Raw genomic sequence first — 15,907 nt, forward strand, 5'->3', positions numbered from 1 at the left:
AGTAGGCTCCATGAATATTATTGATCAGCTGAATCAGAAATCGCTGCGCGATGACGTCCCAGACTTCCGTCCTGGTGACACTGTTGCGGTACACGTCAACATTGTTGAAGGTAAAACCCAGCGTATTCAGGTTTTCGAAGGCTTCGTCATGGCTCGTCAGGGCACTGGCATTTCTGAGACCTTCACCGTTCGCAAGACTTCATTCGGTGTAGGCATTGAGCGACAGTTCCCAGTGCACTCGCCAGTCATTGACAAGATTGAAGTCAAGAAACGCGGTCAGGTACGTCGTGCGAAGCTGTACTACATGCGCGAGCGTAGTGGTAAAGCTGCACGTATTCCAGAGAAGCGTAACTAACTTCGCTTATCAGTCGTGACGAAATCGTCAGCACCACAGCGGGCCGGGGACCCTTCTTCACAAGGGAGCCGGCCCGCTGTCGGCGTTAATAAGGGCCTGTTGATTGGTCTGGCAGTATTCATTGCAGCTGTTGTCGCTGTTTTTGTTTTCCGGGCTTATCACATGAACACTTATGTAATTCCTTCGGCTTCGATGGAGCCTGGACTGCAGGTCGGGGATCGCATTGAGATTGATCCCACCGCCTATGAGCAGGCTCCACCCCAGCGCGGTGATGTAGTCGTGTTTGATGGAGCCGGAAGCTTCTATCCTTATGAGTCGGAGACTCCCACCAAGCGTTTCTTCGATGCGGCATTGCAATTGTTGGGCATGGCACCACAACACAATGCTGTGGTTAAACGCATCATTGGCGTTCCCGGTGACACCGTCGAGTGTTGTGATGATAATGGACGTCTGATGGTGAATGATGGATCATTAGATGAGCCCTATTTAGCCGAACCGGATCTGTCAGCGTCATCGACACCATTCCTGGTAGAAGTTCCGGATAACAGAGTGTTCCTACTGGGCGACAACCGGTACGATTCGATCGACTCACGGGCGCTGCTTGGTGCTCCGGGCGGGGGTATGATTCAGAAAAATAAGATTTATGGACCGGTGATCAGCACGCGATGAGAGCAGAACATTCAGATCGTCCTTCGAGGAGACGACCTAGCGGATTCTTGCGAGGCATCAGAGAAGTACTGATTATCCTGGCGATTGCGCTCGTGGTGTCTTTCGTAGTCCGAACATTCTTTTTCCGAGCTTTCCTCATCCCGTCTGGGTCAATGGAAGAGACACTCCAAGTCAATGATCGGATCTTCGTCAATCTTCTTGTCGATTCCGAGGACAGATTAGAACGCGGTGATGTCGTGGTCTTTGAAGATCACTATGGCTGGCTACCGCCGACAAACGTCGAATCGAACGCTTTGTACAACGCCCTCGAAGTGCTGGGACTATACCCGTCGACTTCTGAACAGCATTTAGTCAAGCGCATCATCGGAACATCTGGTGACCGTATCAGTGTCGAGGATGGTACGGGTCGGCTGGTAGTCAACGGGACTCTGATTGATGAACCCTACCTTTATCCCGGCGATGTAGGTTCGGATATGGACTTCGATGTCACTGTACCTGAAGGAAAACTCTGGGTTATGGGGGACCACCGTGGCGCGTCCGGTGATTCGCGGAGTCATATCAATGGTCCGAACAACGGATTCGTGGACGTACCTGACGTAGTGGGACGTGCCGAAGTTATTGCCTGGCCGCTACCACGATGGGGTACGGCAGGCTCAAATAACGAACCATTCGAACAGGTACCCGAACCATGACCCCTGCACCTAATCTGTCTGTTGAGACGCAACTCGCCGACGTATGCGGCCACACGATGATTGCCGGCATGGACGAGGTTGGTCGTGGTGCACTAGCCGGTCCCGTAGCTGTCGGGGTTGCAGCCGTGGATATCGCCTTAAGCCAACCACTTCCAGGCTTGAGAGACTCCAAGAAGCTCACCGTACGCCAGCGTCAGCAGCTGATGGAAACTATTCCGGCTTGGGCGTCCACTGCGGTCGGTATGGCTTCACCCGATGAGATCGATACATATGGGCTCTCAGCTGCTCTGGGATTGGCAGGTCGCCGAGCCTGGGATCAACTCGTAACGCAGAGTGCTGCTCCTGCAGGTTTGGTCCTAGACGGCAATACGCACTGGCTACAGAACGCGCCCACAGAACTTGTCGAGCCGTTGGCACCCCTCGATGCCCACGTAATACTGCAAACTAAGGCCGATGCGACCTGTGCGACAGTATCTGCAGCAGCAATTACAGCCAAAGTCACCCGTGATGCATACATGGTCGAATTAGCAAAGTTGTATCCCGACTACGGATGGGACAGTAATAAGGGTTACGGCTCATCGGTCCACAGGTTGGCGCTGACTGAACGAGGCATCACGGAATATCATCGGAAGTCGTGGAACCTTGTGCCAGCAGCGATACAACCACGTTTACTGTAGGGCTGTATGCCGAGTGGTAGCGGAACCCACTACGATGTGAGGCATGACTGATCGCGACGATGAGTTGGCACACTACGCAGCCGACCAAGAACTGAACCTGTACAAAGAGTACCGGGACGTGATCGGACTATTCCGCTACATTGTCGAAACAGATCGACGGTTTTATCTGGCAAACTCTGTTGAGGTCATCACCCATGACGAAACTGGTGACACCTATTTCGAGCTGTTATTAGTTGACACCTGGGTCTGGGACGTCTTCCGCTCATCGCGCTTTATACAACGCGCAAGAATTCTGAGTTTCAGAGATGTAAATATCGAAGAGCTCCCAAGCCGAGACGACCCAGATATGCCGGCCGACGGCCCGTTCTTACCACCCCCGCCGATCGAATAGATCTACTGTCCGCAACCGGTTAGATGCGTTGCGGTTTTCCACATTCTGGCCTCACGACCGCCACAGAAGTAGACTCCACCTTCAGACTAAAGGGGGAGGTGAGGCTCTATGACAATCAAACCCTCACAACACGATCACACGGCCTTAGGCCGGCACGGCGAAGAACTCGCCGCAGAAGCACTAGCCGGCGCCGGCTATCAAATTCTTGAGCATAATTGGCTAGCGTCCACTGGCGAAGTCGATGTCATTGCATATCATCGCCACCAACTGGTGGCCATCGAGGTCAAAACTCGGCTGGGAACCGACTTTGGCGACCCATTGCTTTCCGTGAACGCCTTACAGTTGCGCCGCGTCCAACGAGGCTTGCTGGATTATAAGCAAGCTGTGTATCCGAAATATGCGCATACATCGATGCGCGTCGACATCGTAGGAATTCTAGTCGATCCCAACGGGGAGATCACCGCTGAGCTCCTCCAGGATGTGAGCTAAATGGATTCTGCTAGAAAAACTCCTGTACTGCTCAACGTCAGTTCGCCCACACGTATCGGGAGAACTTACAGTGTGGCGTTGAACGGCATGAAAGGTCAGCTCGTTACAGTCGAAGCAGACATTGGCAATGCCCTACCGGGCTTTACGCTCCTCGGGTTACCGGACAAATCACTCCATGAAGCCAAAGATCGCATCCGGGCGGCCGCCCGGAACGCGAACCTGCATCTCACCAGACGCCACCTGACGGTTAACTTAACCCCGGCTTCCCTACACAAGCGCGGTTCGCATTTTGACTTAGCCATCATGATGGCTGCCTGGGGCGCAGACTATGCAGTCACCAATGAGACCGGTCCGGTTTTTCTGGCAGCCCTCGGGCTCGATGGCTCGCTCCAACCAGCACCAGGGATTCTGCCTGCTGTCATCGCGGCCGTCCACGCAGGCTATCCCGATGTCGTAGTGGCCACATCAGTCCAAGCCCAAGCGGAGATGGTACCTGGCGCAAATGTTCGGGCGTTCAGTCACCTCTCGGAAGTAGCTCATGCCTTCGGTGCACCAGTACAACCGCGGAGTGTATCGTTCACTGCGGCACCGACGAAACCAAGAAGAGAAGAGCCACAGCCGGATTTAGCTGAAGTCCAAGGTCAACACGAAGCGCGCTGGGCGCTAGAGATCGCAGCAGCCGGTGGGCACCACTTACTATTACAAGGACCACCCGGAGCAGGCAAAACGATGTTGGCCCAGCGACTACCGAGCATTCTGGCCGATATGGATTCTCAAACCGCGTTGGAAAACGCAGCCATTCAGACTTTGGTCGAGGGCGAAGATCATATTGCACAGTTGCCTATGCGCCCGCCGTTTCGATCCCCGCACCACTCTGCCACTGCAGCAGCATTAATCGGCGGTGGGTCGGGACATATCCGTCCCGGAGCAGTATCACAAGCCCACGGAGGAGTGCTCTTCCTCGACGAAGCAGCCGAATTCAACAAAGACGTTCTCGACATGCTCAGACAACCATTAGAAACTGGCCATGTTCAACTGCATCGAGCGCGCCACACGGTAGAGTTCCCAGCACAATTCCAGTTGGTGTTAGCCACGAATCCATGTCCGTGTGGCTTTAGTTATGACACAGGCAAAGACTGTCGATGCACTTCATTACAGCGACGCCGCTATGCGAACAAACTATCTGGACCGCTTCTTGACCGGGTGGATTTGCAGGTCACTGTCCACCCGGTAACTTCACAACAGTTGTCCGCGACTCAATCAGCCGAAAGCTCAGACGTGGTTCGAACACGTGTGAGTGCTGCAATACAACGGAGCCAGCAACGTCTCGTACCCTTTGGGCTGACTCGAAACCATCACATACCACTGCGGTTATTCAAAGAGCCAGCGCTGCAAATAACCACACAAGCCAAGCAAATTCTTGAGCGAGCGCTCGACCTCGGAGCTGTCACGGCACGCGGGTATGTTCGTGTCTTACGCGTGGCATGGACTATTGCAGACCTCATGCAAGCAGAACAACCCGGTGCCGAACATATAGATATGGCCCTATACTTGCGGCTCAAACATTCCGAGGAGCACCATGGATGATCACCAACTCCGTCGAGCTCGTGCCGGGCTAACCCAAGTCATCGAGCCTGCCGACGCTCTCGGCGTCGTGAGTTCACAGGCCTGGGGACCCCTTCGACTGCTCGAGATTATTCAGGGTGCGACACCGACTCAGCAGGAATGGCAAGCCCTGACGGCACACGACCCGGAGAATGAACAGCTGGCCAAGAAAATCACCCGACATCTCGGAGGCGCCATCGAACGATGGCGCCGGCGTAGCACCTATCTGAAGCCTGATGAAGCCTTAGGCTTCATCACCCGGATCGGAGGACGGTTCCTTATTCCAGAGGATGAGCAATGGCCCGCGGCGCTCGCAGACCTAGGGGTGACCGAACCGCTTGGGTTATGGATCATGGGTGATACAAGTATACCGATGGCGGAACATCTCTTGGGTCTTGTTGGCTCCCGCGAAGCCACCTCGTATGGAGAAGCGGCTACGAAGATGCTGGCTCATAAGGCCCGCCAGATGGGGATCACCGTGCTATCTGGCGGAGCATACGGAATAGACGCTCATGCTCACCGTCAAGCGCTGTTAGCCGAAGGACCCGCTGTACCGACTATTGCTGTCTTGGCAGGCGGATTAGATCGTTTCTACCCGGCCGGCAATGTTGAGCTACTACGTGAGATTGTCCAAGAAGGTCTGCTGGTGACCGAGATGCCACCGGGCATGCGACCCAACCGCTACCGTTTTTTGAATCGGAATCGTCTCATCGCGGCGCTTTCGACAGCAACTATCGTGGTGGAAGCACGATATCGTTCTGGTGCGTTGAACACTGCAAATCATGCCCACGACCTTGGCAGAATAGTCGGCGCCGTACCGGGACCCATCCATGCCCCCAGTTCAGCAGGATGTCATCGGCTGATCAAGGAAACACCGTCAATCCTCATCGATGACCCATCTGATCTCGAATCGATCTACGGCGACATGTTCGCGGTCAATCAGCGTTCTCAAAACAGTAATGATCAACGGCACTACGACATGCTCAGTGTCGAAGAGCTCTTGGTCTTTGATGCGCTACCGGTGCGAGGCATGACAACCGTTGAACACTTATGTGGCATCACTGGTCTAGCTGTCCCCATGATCACAGGAATTCTGACGAAGTTGGAACGACACGAGCTCGCCGAACTGGAGACCCGTGGCTGGCGAAAACACAGAAACACGAGATCATAGTCCTTTGTTGCTGAACTAATCCGTGTCAGAGTAAAAACATGGAGAGTCGCCTTTCAGCTCAAGATACGGCCCTGATCGATGAGTACTGCCACTACCTGGAGCACCAGCTCAATCGTGCTGCTCACACCGTGAAATCGTACCGCTCAGATTTGACCGGACTAGCCTCGGATCTTCTCAGCGAAGGTGGAGCCGAAGAAGTTTTCCGCCACGTCACTTTAGGAGACCTAAGGACATGGCTGGGGCGTCTGACCAGGCATGGAATGAGTAGACCAACTATTGCACGCAAAACCACCGCGGTTCGACAGTTTATGTCATGGTTAGTACAGCAAGATATTCGTGAGGACAATCCTGCTGCCCGCCTTGTGGCCTCCAAACAATCCTCACGGCTGCCCAGTACTCTCACCCAGTCCCAGATTCGCCAGGCGCTTGATGCGCTCCAGACCAGGGCAACGTCGGATGTCGAGAACGCGACTGATCCGATTGCGCTCAGAGATCTGGCGATGGTCGAGGTTTTATACTCGACAGGCATTCGCGTCGCAGAACTGGAAGGCCTCGATGTGGATGACGTGGACTTCGATCGCGCAATGCTGAAGGTTACAGGTAAGGGCGACAAGCAGCGCGTGGTGCCACTGACCGCTCCAGCAGTGAAAGCACTTGAGGCTTGGCTGACCAAGGGGCGCCCGGAGGTCCTAGCCGATAAACAGCAGACTGCCGCGATCTTCCTTGGTGTCCGTGGACGACGCATTGGAGTGCGACAAATTCGGGAAGTAGTCAATGACATGTTTCAAAAACTCGGCGACACCTCCGCCTCCGGCGTCCACGTGCTGCGGCATACAGCTGCCACCCATTTGCTTGATGGCGGAGCAGATCTTCGATCCGTGCAGGAGCTGCTCGGACATGAGTCTTTACAAACGACTCAGCTCTACACGCACGTGTCGATTGAGCGATTACGTCAGGGTTATAAGCAAGCACACCCGAGGGCCTAAACCTTCGCCTTTGGAGGTCAATCTAGGGGTATTTCAAGCAACGATCTACCGTGTGTTCTGTAATTCTGCAGCGTAACGTCTTCTGTCATGTTGATGGTGGCTATATCGGTTCCCATCGGGCATAATGGTTGCTGTTAGTTCATTCAGCTCCTTCATTTCAGTGGTCGTAGGGGAAGACGTACCGCTAGTAACGGAGGATCGGAATGTCTGACATCGAAGCAAGAGGCGTACTATACGTACACTCAGCCCCGGCAGCCCTCTGCCCACACATTGAGTGGGCAGTTGGGGCTGCTTTGGGTGCCCAGGAAAAACTGGAATGGGAGCCCCAACCGGCCGCCCCCGGAACCTACCGTGCCGAGATCAATTGGATCGCAGCGCAGGGTAGTGGGGCTAAATTGGCGTCGTCACTTCGTGGGTGGGCACATTTGCGCTACGAAATTACTGAAGAAGCTTCACTGGGATCGGATGGATCTCGCTGGTCACATACCCCAGAGTTGGGTATTTTCCATGCCACGACTGACGTCACCGGCAACATTATGGTCTCTGAAGACCGCATTCGGTATGCCTACGAACAAGCCGACGGTGATCCCTCAGCTGTGTACCATGAGCTTTCGTTGGCGCTTGGTGAGGCTTGGGACGAAGAGCTGGAGCCGTTCCGGCAGGCAGCCGACGGGGCGAACGTCCGTTGGCTCCACCGCGTAGGTTAACTGCCTCACGATCCTTCATAAACAGCGAAGGTCGGATCCCGATTGGGTTCCGACCTTCGCTGAGTGGTTTAACTTTGCGTTTAGTAACTACGGAGTGCAATTACCGCGTTGTGTCCGCCGAAGCCGAATGAGTTACTCATCGCAGCGATATCGCCGGACGGTAGTTCGGCTGGCTGACCGTGGACCACATTCAATGGAATATCTGGATCTTGATTGTCCAGGTTGATCGTGACTGGCGCCTTGCGGTGGTACACAGCAAGGGTGGTCATGATAGCTTCAATGGCACCAGAAGCACCCAACAAGTGTCCGGTTTGGGACTTGGTGGCTGATACCTGGACGTTGTCAATGTGGCCTGCGAACACAGATTTCATGGCTATGTATTCGGGACGGTCACCGACAGGGGTTGACGTTGCGTGGGCATTGACGTGAACGACTTCGTCCATTTGGATACCGCCGGATTCGAGCGCGGCTCGTATGGCTCGAGATGCACCCATACCTTCGGGATCGGGAGCCGTGATGTGATGCGCATCAGATGTTACTCCGGTACCTGCAAGTACGGCGTAGATCGTGGCGCCACGTGCACGTGCGTGTTCTTCGGATTCCAGCACAATGGCACCAGCACCTTCGCCAAGAACAAAGCCGTCGCGATCGGTATCGTACGGGCGAGAGGCAGCCTGGGGATCATCATTGCGCTTTGATAGAGCCTGCATTGCAGCGAAGCCAGCGATCGGCAGCGGGTGGATTGCAGCTTCGGCACCGCCGGTGATGACCACATCAGCCTGTCCGGTTTCGATCAGGCGGCGAGCGGTGTCCATGGCTTCGGTACCGGAAGCACAAGCAGAAACGGTGGTGAGCGCGCCACCACGTGCCGAAATATCCATCGAGATGGCTGCTGCAGCACCATTTGGCATGAGCATCGGCACGGTCATTGGTAGCACACGACGTGGGCCACGCTCGCGGAGGTTATCCCAGGAGTCCAGTAGGGTCCAGACACCGCCGATCCCGGTACCGAAAGCGACAGCGAGTCGTTCAGGTTCAACCGATGCTTCGTTGAGACCGGAGTGAGTCCATGCTTCGCGGGCTGCGACTAAGCCCATTTGAGTGGTGGGATCCATGCGTCGTGCTTCGACGCGGGAAAGCACCTCGGTTGGTTTGTTCGTAAGTTGCGCTGCAAAGGTTACAGGCAGGCTATATTGTTCTACCCAGTCTACTTCTATTGGCCGCGCACCAGAGGTACCTGCCAGGGCGTTTGCCCACATGGTGTCTACATCGCCACCGATCGGGGATGTAGCGCCAAGACCGGTAATTACGGCTTTACGGGTCATATCGATTGCCTCGATTAGTTGTTGGCCAACAGAGCGGCCAGGGTTTCAAAGTCTTTATAAAATAATCGGCAGCCTAACGGGCCGGGAAAGCTCCCGGCCCGCCGCTCATGGCGGACGCTAAGGTCCGGCCTCTGCCGTTAGGAAGCGTTTGCGATGAAATCGACAGCATCCTGAACAGTTTTGAGGTTTTTGACTTCTTCGTCAGGAATTTTCACGTCGAATTTTTCTTCGGCGTTTACGACGATGGTCATCATCGAGATGGAGTCGATGTCCAGGTCGTCGGTGAAGTTTTTGTCCAGCTGGACTTCTTCAGTTTCCAGACCGGTTTCTTCGTTGACGATTTCGGCTAGGCCGGAGAGGATGTCTTCTTTGTTAGCCATGAGCAGCTCCTTGTAAATAGGTGTGCAAAATGTGTTTTGCACCGTTGTGGACTATGTTGTGGTCAGTGCAGGCTTCGACTTAAGGGAGTCGTACAACCTGGGCGCCGTAGACCAACCCGGCACCGAAACCAATTTGTAGGGCCAAACCACCAGAAAGCTCCGGCTGTTCTTCCAGCAGACGGTGCATCGCCAGTGGGATGGATGCGGCTGAGGTGTTGCCTGCATCGGCGATATCGCGGCCGATGGCAACGTGTTCTGGAAGCTTGAGTTGTTTGGCAAACTCATCAATGATGCGCATGTTGGCCTGATGTGGCAAAAACGCCGCGAGATCTTCAGATTCAATACCAGCATCGGCCAGAGTCTGTTTTGCTACTTTGGCCATTTCCCAGACCGCCCACCGGAAGACAGAGGGGCCTTCTTGACGCAGCGTTGGCCATACGCTGCCTTGGCTACCTGGTTCTACGATCGCGGTTGCATCACCAGTTTTTTCGACTTCTTGGATGATATTGCGCATGTCGATGCTAGAGCGGGTCATGCGGATCATATCCCAGTCTTCGCCTTTCGAACCCCAGTTCGATTTCGAGATACCAGGTTCCTGGGAGGCACCGACAACAACTGCACCAGCACCGTCTCCTAGGAGAAAGGAAATCGAGCGGTCAGTTGGATCAACGAAGTCGGAGAGTTTCTCTGCACCAATGACCAAAACATAGTCGGCCATTCCGGAGCGGACGAGGGAATCGGCTTGCGCTACGCCGTAGCAATATCCAGCACAGGCCGCGGAAATGTCATATGCCGGGACGTGGATCCCAAGCTCTCCGGCGATAATTGCCGCTGCCGAGCCAGTCGGGTAAGGAAACGTCACGGTTGCAACCACGACCGCTCCGATATCGGATGTTTCAATTCCGGCACGTTCAATGGCTTGTTGTCCAGCAGCAAGCGCCATACCGACCAAGCTCGTGTCAGCATCAGCACGTTGGCGAGTGACAATACCGGTACGTTGGCGGATCCACTCGTCAGAAGAGTCGATCGGTCCGGCTAAATCATCATTGGTGACACGCTTGGAGGGTCGGTAGCCACCAACTGACAGGATGCGGCTAGCAGTGTTCGTGGAGTATTGATTTAACGTCGGTGTGGACACAAAAAACCTTAAGCTGAGATGGTCTGGGTATGTTCGGCGATGAATTCTTGAGCCTTCTCGAGATCTGCCGGTGTTTTAATTGCCAGCGTCTTGACGCCCTTCATCGCGCGGCGTGCAATGCCGGTTAACGTACCACCGGGCAGCAGCTCAACGACTCCTGTGACGCCCTGTGCGAGCATGGTTTGCTGGCACAGATCCCAGCGGACAGGCGAAGTGACTTGACTGATGAGCCGGTTCACGAATTCTTGCCCCGAAGTTACGATCTCACCGTCGCTGTTTGATGCCAAAGGTACCGCGGGGTTCTGTGGGGTAAGTTCTTGAGCAAAAGAATCGAGATCTGCTACTGCTGATTTCATGTAGTGCGTATGGAATGCGCCGGCAACTTTCAGTTCAATGACACGAGTTTTTTCCATCGGATTCTCAGCGAGTGTGGCAAGGGCTTCTTGAGAGCCAGCGGCGACAACTTGGCCGCCACCATTGACGTTCGCCGGAGTAACGCTCAGGTTTTCTAGATATGCGATGACCTCATCTTGGTCTCCGCCGAGCACGGCTGCCATACCGGTAGGCTCCACAGCAGCTGCAGCCGCCATGCCCTGGGCGCGTACCCGAACGAATTCTAACGCTTCAACAGGGGAGAGAACACCGGAGAGTCCAGCAGCGGTAATCTCTCCGACCGAGTGACCGGCGGTCATCCAGGAAGTGGTATCGAGCTTGTCGATTTCGAGTGCCTGAGCTGCTAAGAGCCCTGCTGCCACGATCAGTGGCTGCGCGACCGCAGTATCCTTGATCGTTTCTTCATCAGAAGTCGTTCCATGGGTGACAAGATCGACGCCGGTGGCTTCCGACCATGCGTTAAGGGTTTCAGAAATACCGGGCAGTTCGAGCCACGGTTCCAGAAAGCCTGGAGTCTGAGAGCCCTGTCCCGGGCACACGATTGCGAGCATAGATTCAACTCTTCCAAATTCTTGGGACATAACCAGTCAAGCTAGCCCACGAGTATACGCAAAGTTTTTGTAGGTTTCCTACAAGGGCGGTTGCGGTTTCCTCAGAGGCGTTCTGGCTCCTGGTCATGGTTGTGGGTGGTTTAAGACCGTATCAAGTCTACCCGTCATCAGCGCTACTTGTAGGACATAGGCATCTCTTGGTGATGTTGGATCCCATCCGGTCAGCTCAGCGACACGCTTGAGCCGATAGCGGACGGTATTGGCGTGAATGAACAATTGGCGCGCCGTTGCTTCTAAAGAGCCTCCAGTGGTCGTGTACACGTCCACGGTTTCTAATAGAGAGTGTCCTGCACGCGAAAGTGGTCGGTAGACCTGACTTGTTAACGCTGCGCGCGCGATGTTGTCACCGTTCAGGGCTCGTTCCGGTAACAGCTCATAAGCCGCTACTGGTCGCGGAGCGGCGGGCCAAGCAGGAGCTGCAGAATATCCTTCAAGAGCTTCTTGCGCTGAGATCGGCGCCTCGACTAATGATTCAACGATGCGACCGTACACGATTGGGCCTTCACCGAATCCGCGTTGAATGGTCCTGGTATCGGCTTCAACATCGATGATATTTCCAAGCACGATCACCAGACGGTCCGAAAGGACCCCAATCAGAATCTCCAGCTTTGCGCGCGTCGCGATCTCGCGAAGCTTGGCCACCAGTTGAGGCTCCTCCAGATTATCTGGTCGCCCCACCATGACCGTAATGCCACGATTTGCTTTCCAGCCAGTTGCTGCTGCCCGTGACCGTATCTCATCGGCCCGGTCGCCTGCCAGAATGGAGTCTAGTAAGAGCGCTTCTAACCGGGCGTCCCAGGAGCCGCGGGTTTCAGCTGCCCTAGCGTAGACTTCAGCAAGCGCGAACGCGATCTCTCGTGAGTAAAAGACCACTGCATACCGGGCTGCTGCCTTGTCAGGCTCCGCAACGATCGCTGGCACTTGGGTCTCAACCACCTGAAGGACTGTGCGGAGGAGCTGTACCGCCTGTTGGAGAGATACCGTACGCGAAAGCTCCGTGGGCGCATTACCAAATACCGAATGAAGTACTCCGGACACCGAAGTCTTGATGGTGTTCTCGCTGTGTTCGAACCAATCGGCGAACGTTGTGAGCCCCTGTTGTGCAATTTCCCCTAGACTCGCTCGTTGGTGCGCTGGTAAGTCGCGATACCACGGTAGTGAAGTATTGAGCTGATGTAGGACCGCAGTTTTGAGCTCACCAAGATGGGCGCGTACCGCAGCTTTAGCGTCGGCTGAGATAGGTCGTGGTATTTTGGCCGTCCAACTATTTTTCATAGCAGGTCCACACAGCTAGCGCTTGCTCAAACGAGATTGAGTCACCAGTGATCACTGCTTTATCCTAGCCCAGCCAGTGCTCACACATTTAAGAACTGAGCGGGCGCTGGAAGACCCAGCACCCGCTCATTGGGTTGACTAATAGTCAGTCGTTGTTAGGCGTCGCCGCCTGCGGTACCGGTGGTACCGGCGTTGACGTCGTCAAGGCGGTACTTCGCGAAAGCAGTGGCAGCAGTGCCTTTTTCGACTTTGCCGTCTTCTTCTAACAGCTGCAGTGCACGGACTACTACCGAATGGGTGTCAATACCGAAGTAGCGACGTGCAGCAGCGCGCGTGTCAGAGAAACCGAAGTCATCGGCGCCAAGGGTGGCGAATGTGTTCGGGATGTACTGACGGATTTGGTCCGGCAGCAGGGTGGCGAAGTCCGTCGTTGCTACGACGGGACCTTCGGTATCTTGCATCACCTGAGTAACATAGGGGACGCGTGGCTCTTGGTCTGGCTTCAGCAGCTGATCGCGCTCCGCGGCGACAGCGTCGCGGCGGAGTTCGTTCCAACTGGTAACCGACCAAACGTCTGCAGATACGCCCCAGTCGTTGGCAAGAACATCGGCGGCTTCGATGACCCATGGCAGGGAAACCCCCGAACCCATGAGCTGTACTTTTGGCCCGCCAATATCGGAGGTCGAGAAGCGGTAGATACCCTTCAGCAGACCGTCAATATCGATGCCCTCTGGCTCATCAAGGTGAGTAATCGGCTCGTTGTACACGGTCAGGTAGTACATCACGTTCCGGACATCATCACCCATATCGTGATCGCCGTACATTTCGTAGAGACCATTGCGAATAATGTGCGCGATCTCGTAAGAGAATGCAGGATCGTAGTGCTTCACGCCCGGGTTGGTACCAGCAAGAATGGGGGAGTGCCCATCCATGTGCTGGGTACCCTCACCGGCAAGCGTCGTACGCCCCGCAGTTGCACCGATAACGAAACCACGAGTCAGCTGGTCGGCAGCAGCCCAGAAGCTGTCCCCGGTACGCTGGAATCCGAACATCGAGTAGAAGACGTAGATCGGAATCATGATCTCGCCCTGAGTCGAGTACGAAGTACCAGCAGCGGTGAGCGCTGAGGTAGCCCCGGCCTCATTAATACCCACGTGCCATAGCTGACCTTCTGGCGATTCTTTATACGACAGGAACAGGTCACGGTCCACGGACATGTAGTTCTGACCGCGTGGGTTATAAATCTTGGCGGTCGGGAAGAACGAGTCCATCCCGAAGGTACGCGCTTCATCCGGGATAATCGGCACAATGCGCTTACCAATGTTCTTGTCACGCATCAGGTCGCGCAGCAAGCGAACGAATGCCATGGTGGTAGCAATCTTTTGCTTGCCGGAACCCTTCCGAGCGTGCTTATAAGTCGACTCTGGTGGCAACGGTAGCGGATCGTATTTCTTGCGACGTTCCGGTACGTATCCGCCAAGCTGGCGGCGACGTTCTTGCATGTATTGAATTTCTTCAGCGTCCGCGCCCGGGTGGTAGTACGGCATGTCATACTGATCTTTTTCGATCTGCTCATCCGAGATCGGGATACGGTGACGATCGCGGAAGATCTTGATCTCATCGATCGTCATTTCTTTCATCTGGTGGGTCGCGTTGCGGCCTTCAAAGCCTGTACCCAGGCCGTAGCCCTTAATGGTGTGAGCCAAGATGACGGTTGGCTTACCCTTGTATTCCATCGCAGCCTTATACGCGGCATAGACCTTCTTATAGTCGTGCCCACCGCGCTTCAGACCCCAGATTTCATCGTCGGTCATGTCGGCGACGAGCTCTTTTGTGATAGAAGAGCGACCAAAGAAGTGTTCGCGAACGAAGCCACCGGATTCAGCCTTGTAGGTCTGATAATCACCGTCAGGGGTTTCGTTCATGATGCGAACCAGTTCGCCAGTGTCATCTTCTTCTAACAGTGGGTCCCATTCACGACCCCACAGTACTTTGATGACATTCCAACCGGCGCCGCGGAAAGACGCTTCTAGCTCTTGGACGATCTTGCCATTACCGCGCACCGGACCATCGAGACGCTGCAAGTTACAGTTGATCACAAAGGTGAGGTTGTCCAGCTTATTGTTTGCAGCAATGTGCAGTGCACCGCGAGACTCTGGTTCATCCATCTCACCATCACCAAGGAATGCCCAAACATGTTGCTCGGAGGTGTCTTTGATACCGCGGTCATGAATATAGCGGTTAAATTGCGCCTGGTGGATCGCATTCAGCGGTCCAAGGCCCATCGAAACGGTTGGGAATTGCCAGAAATCATCAAGCATCTTCGGGTGCGGGTATGAGGGCAGACCGTATGGTGCCTGAGATTTTTCCTGACGGAAACCATCGAGCTCTTTCTCGCTCAACCGGCCCTCAAGGAAAGCACGCGCGTAGTTACCGGGGGAGGAGTGGCCTTGGAAAAAGATCTGGTCACCGCCGCCGGGGTGATCTTGACCGCGGAAGAAGTGGTTCAAGCCCACTTCGTACAGGGTCGCCTGACCAGCGTAAGAGGAAATGTGGCCACCAACGCCCACACCGTCACGCTGTGCGCGCTGCACAATAGCGGCAGCATTCCAGCGCAGGTAGTTACGGTAGCGGCGTTCGAGTTCTTCATCACCTGGGTATTCCGGTTCCTGATCGGCCGGAATCGTGTTGACATAGTCGGTCGTGGTAACCATTGGCACGGCAACTGATTTTGTGCCGGCACGCTGTAACAATTGGCGCATGATGTATTCGGCGCGTTCCGTTCCAGCGACTTCAACCAAGCTGTCAAAGGACTCGATCCACTCAGATGTTTCCTCTGGATCTTTATCGGGTGCGTGGTCGGTCAAACCACTTAGGATGTCAGAGCTTTCTTCAGCTGTGCTCACTACTGACCTCTTTCTATCACTGACGACTATTGTGTCTCGTCGTTTATTGGCACGCACATGATCGCGGTTGTGATCAGTTACGTCACGTCAAAGGGATCTCAAGGGGATTCTACCCCTGGAACCTCTTTCTGACAGGT

General features: G+C 54.9%; 16 protein-coding genes. 10 read left to right on the forward strand and 6 right to left on the reverse strand.

The window, feature by feature from the left end:
- Positions 1 to 10 precede the first annotated feature (10 nt).
- From rplS to FB556_RS05370, 10 genes are all read left to right on the forward strand, one after another.
- Entirely contained in the window at positions 11 to 355 is a 345-nt protein-coding gene (rplS, locus tag FB556_RS05325) for a 50S ribosomal protein L19 (protein ID WP_141865566.1), read from the forward strand.
- Between the two features lie 15 nt (positions 356 to 370).
- Positions 371 to 1,024 carry a signal peptidase I gene (gene lepB / locus FB556_RS05330; RefSeq protein WP_246057229.1) on the forward strand — a complete coding sequence of 218 codons (654 nt, stop codon included), beginning with the start codon at positions 371 to 373 and terminating at the stop codon, positions 1,022 to 1,024.
- Positions 1,021 to 1,716 (forward strand): signal peptidase I, encoded by a 696-nt coding sequence (gene lepB, locus FB556_RS05335; RefSeq protein ID WP_141865568.1) that lies wholly within the window; start codon positions 1,021 to 1,023, stop codon positions 1,714 to 1,716. The genes lepB (FB556_RS05330) and lepB (FB556_RS05335) overlap by 4 nt, the downstream gene beginning before the upstream one ends.
- Complete coding sequence (locus FB556_RS05340; RefSeq protein WP_141865570.1) at positions 1,713 to 2,393, forward strand: ribonuclease HII; 681 nt, start codon at positions 1,713 to 1,715, stop codon at positions 2,391 to 2,393. The genes lepB (FB556_RS05335) and FB556_RS05340 overlap by 4 nt, the downstream gene beginning before the upstream one ends.
- Before the next feature lie 43 nt (positions 2,394 to 2,436).
- Complete coding sequence (locus FB556_RS05345) at positions 2,437 to 2,784, forward strand: DUF2469 family protein (protein ID WP_141865572.1); 348 nt, start codon at positions 2,437 to 2,439, stop codon at positions 2,782 to 2,784.
- 108 nt (positions 2,785 to 2,892) lie between these two features.
- Positions 2,893 to 3,273, forward strand: a complete 381-nt coding sequence (locus FB556_RS05350; RefSeq protein WP_141865574.1) for a YraN family protein — start codon at positions 2,893 to 2,895, stop codon at positions 3,271 to 3,273.
- The gene (locus FB556_RS05355) at positions 3,274 to 4,860 is read left to right on the forward strand and encodes a YifB family Mg chelatase-like AAA ATPase (protein WP_141865576.1); all 1,587 of its coding nucleotides are present in this window, start codon (positions 3,274 to 3,276) and stop codon (positions 4,858 to 4,860) included.
- Complete coding sequence (dprA, locus tag FB556_RS05360; protein ID WP_141865578.1) at positions 4,853 to 6,049, forward strand: DNA-processing protein DprA; 1,197 nt, start codon at positions 4,853 to 4,855, stop codon at positions 6,047 to 6,049. The genes FB556_RS05355 and dprA overlap by 8 nt, the downstream gene beginning before the upstream one ends.
- A gap of 38 nt (positions 6,050 to 6,087) precedes the next feature.
- Positions 6,088 to 7,035, forward strand: a complete 948-nt coding sequence (locus tag FB556_RS05365; protein WP_141865580.1) for a tyrosine recombinase XerC — start codon at positions 6,088 to 6,090, stop codon at positions 7,033 to 7,035.
- Between the two features lie 203 nt (positions 7,036 to 7,238).
- Entirely contained in the window at positions 7,239 to 7,742 is a 504-nt protein-coding gene (locus tag FB556_RS05370; RefSeq protein WP_141865582.1) for a DUF3145 domain-containing protein, read from the forward strand.
- An 80-nt stretch (positions 7,743 to 7,822) separates the two neighbouring features.
- Here FB556_RS05370 and fabF read toward each other — a convergent pair whose 3' ends face one another.
- The 6 genes from fabF to aceE form a co-directional block, all read right to left on the reverse strand.
- Entirely contained in the window at positions 7,823 to 9,067 is a 1,245-nt protein-coding gene (gene fabF, locus FB556_RS05375; protein WP_141865584.1) for a beta-ketoacyl-ACP synthase II, read from the reverse strand.
- A gap of 137 nt (positions 9,068 to 9,204) precedes the next feature.
- Positions 9,205 to 9,447 carry an acyl carrier protein gene (locus FB556_RS05380; RefSeq protein WP_141865586.1) on the reverse strand — a complete coding sequence of 81 codons (243 nt, stop codon included), beginning with the start codon at positions 9,445 to 9,447 and terminating at the stop codon, positions 9,205 to 9,207.
- Between the two features lie 79 nt (positions 9,448 to 9,526).
- Positions 9,527 to 10,585: a beta-ketoacyl-ACP synthase III gene (locus FB556_RS05385; RefSeq protein WP_141865588.1), complete on the reverse strand. Its 1,059-nt coding sequence runs from the start codon at positions 10,583 to 10,585 to the stop codon at positions 9,527 to 9,529.
- Positions 10,586 to 10,593: 8 nt separating this feature from the next.
- Positions 10,594 to 11,529, reverse strand: a complete 936-nt coding sequence (locus tag FB556_RS05390; protein ID WP_141866499.1) for an ACP S-malonyltransferase — start codon at positions 11,527 to 11,529, stop codon at positions 10,594 to 10,596.
- Positions 11,530 to 11,652: 123 nt separating this feature from the next.
- Entirely contained in the window at positions 11,653 to 12,864 is a 1,212-nt protein-coding gene (locus tag FB556_RS05395; RefSeq protein WP_141865590.1) for a PucR family transcriptional regulator, read from the reverse strand.
- Between the two features lie 155 nt (positions 12,865 to 13,019).
- On the reverse strand, positions 13,020 to 15,770 hold the full coding sequence (aceE, locus tag FB556_RS05400; RefSeq protein ID WP_141865592.1) for a pyruvate dehydrogenase (acetyl-transferring), homodimeric type: 2,751 nt from the start codon (positions 15,768 to 15,770) through the stop codon (positions 13,020 to 13,022).
- Positions 15,771 to 15,907: the final 137 nt, after the last annotated feature.

This window comes from Enteractinococcus coprophilus (genome assembly GCF_006716305.1).
Taxonomy (GTDB): domain Bacteria; phylum Actinomycetota; class Actinomycetes; order Actinomycetales; family Micrococcaceae; genus Yaniella; species Yaniella coprophila.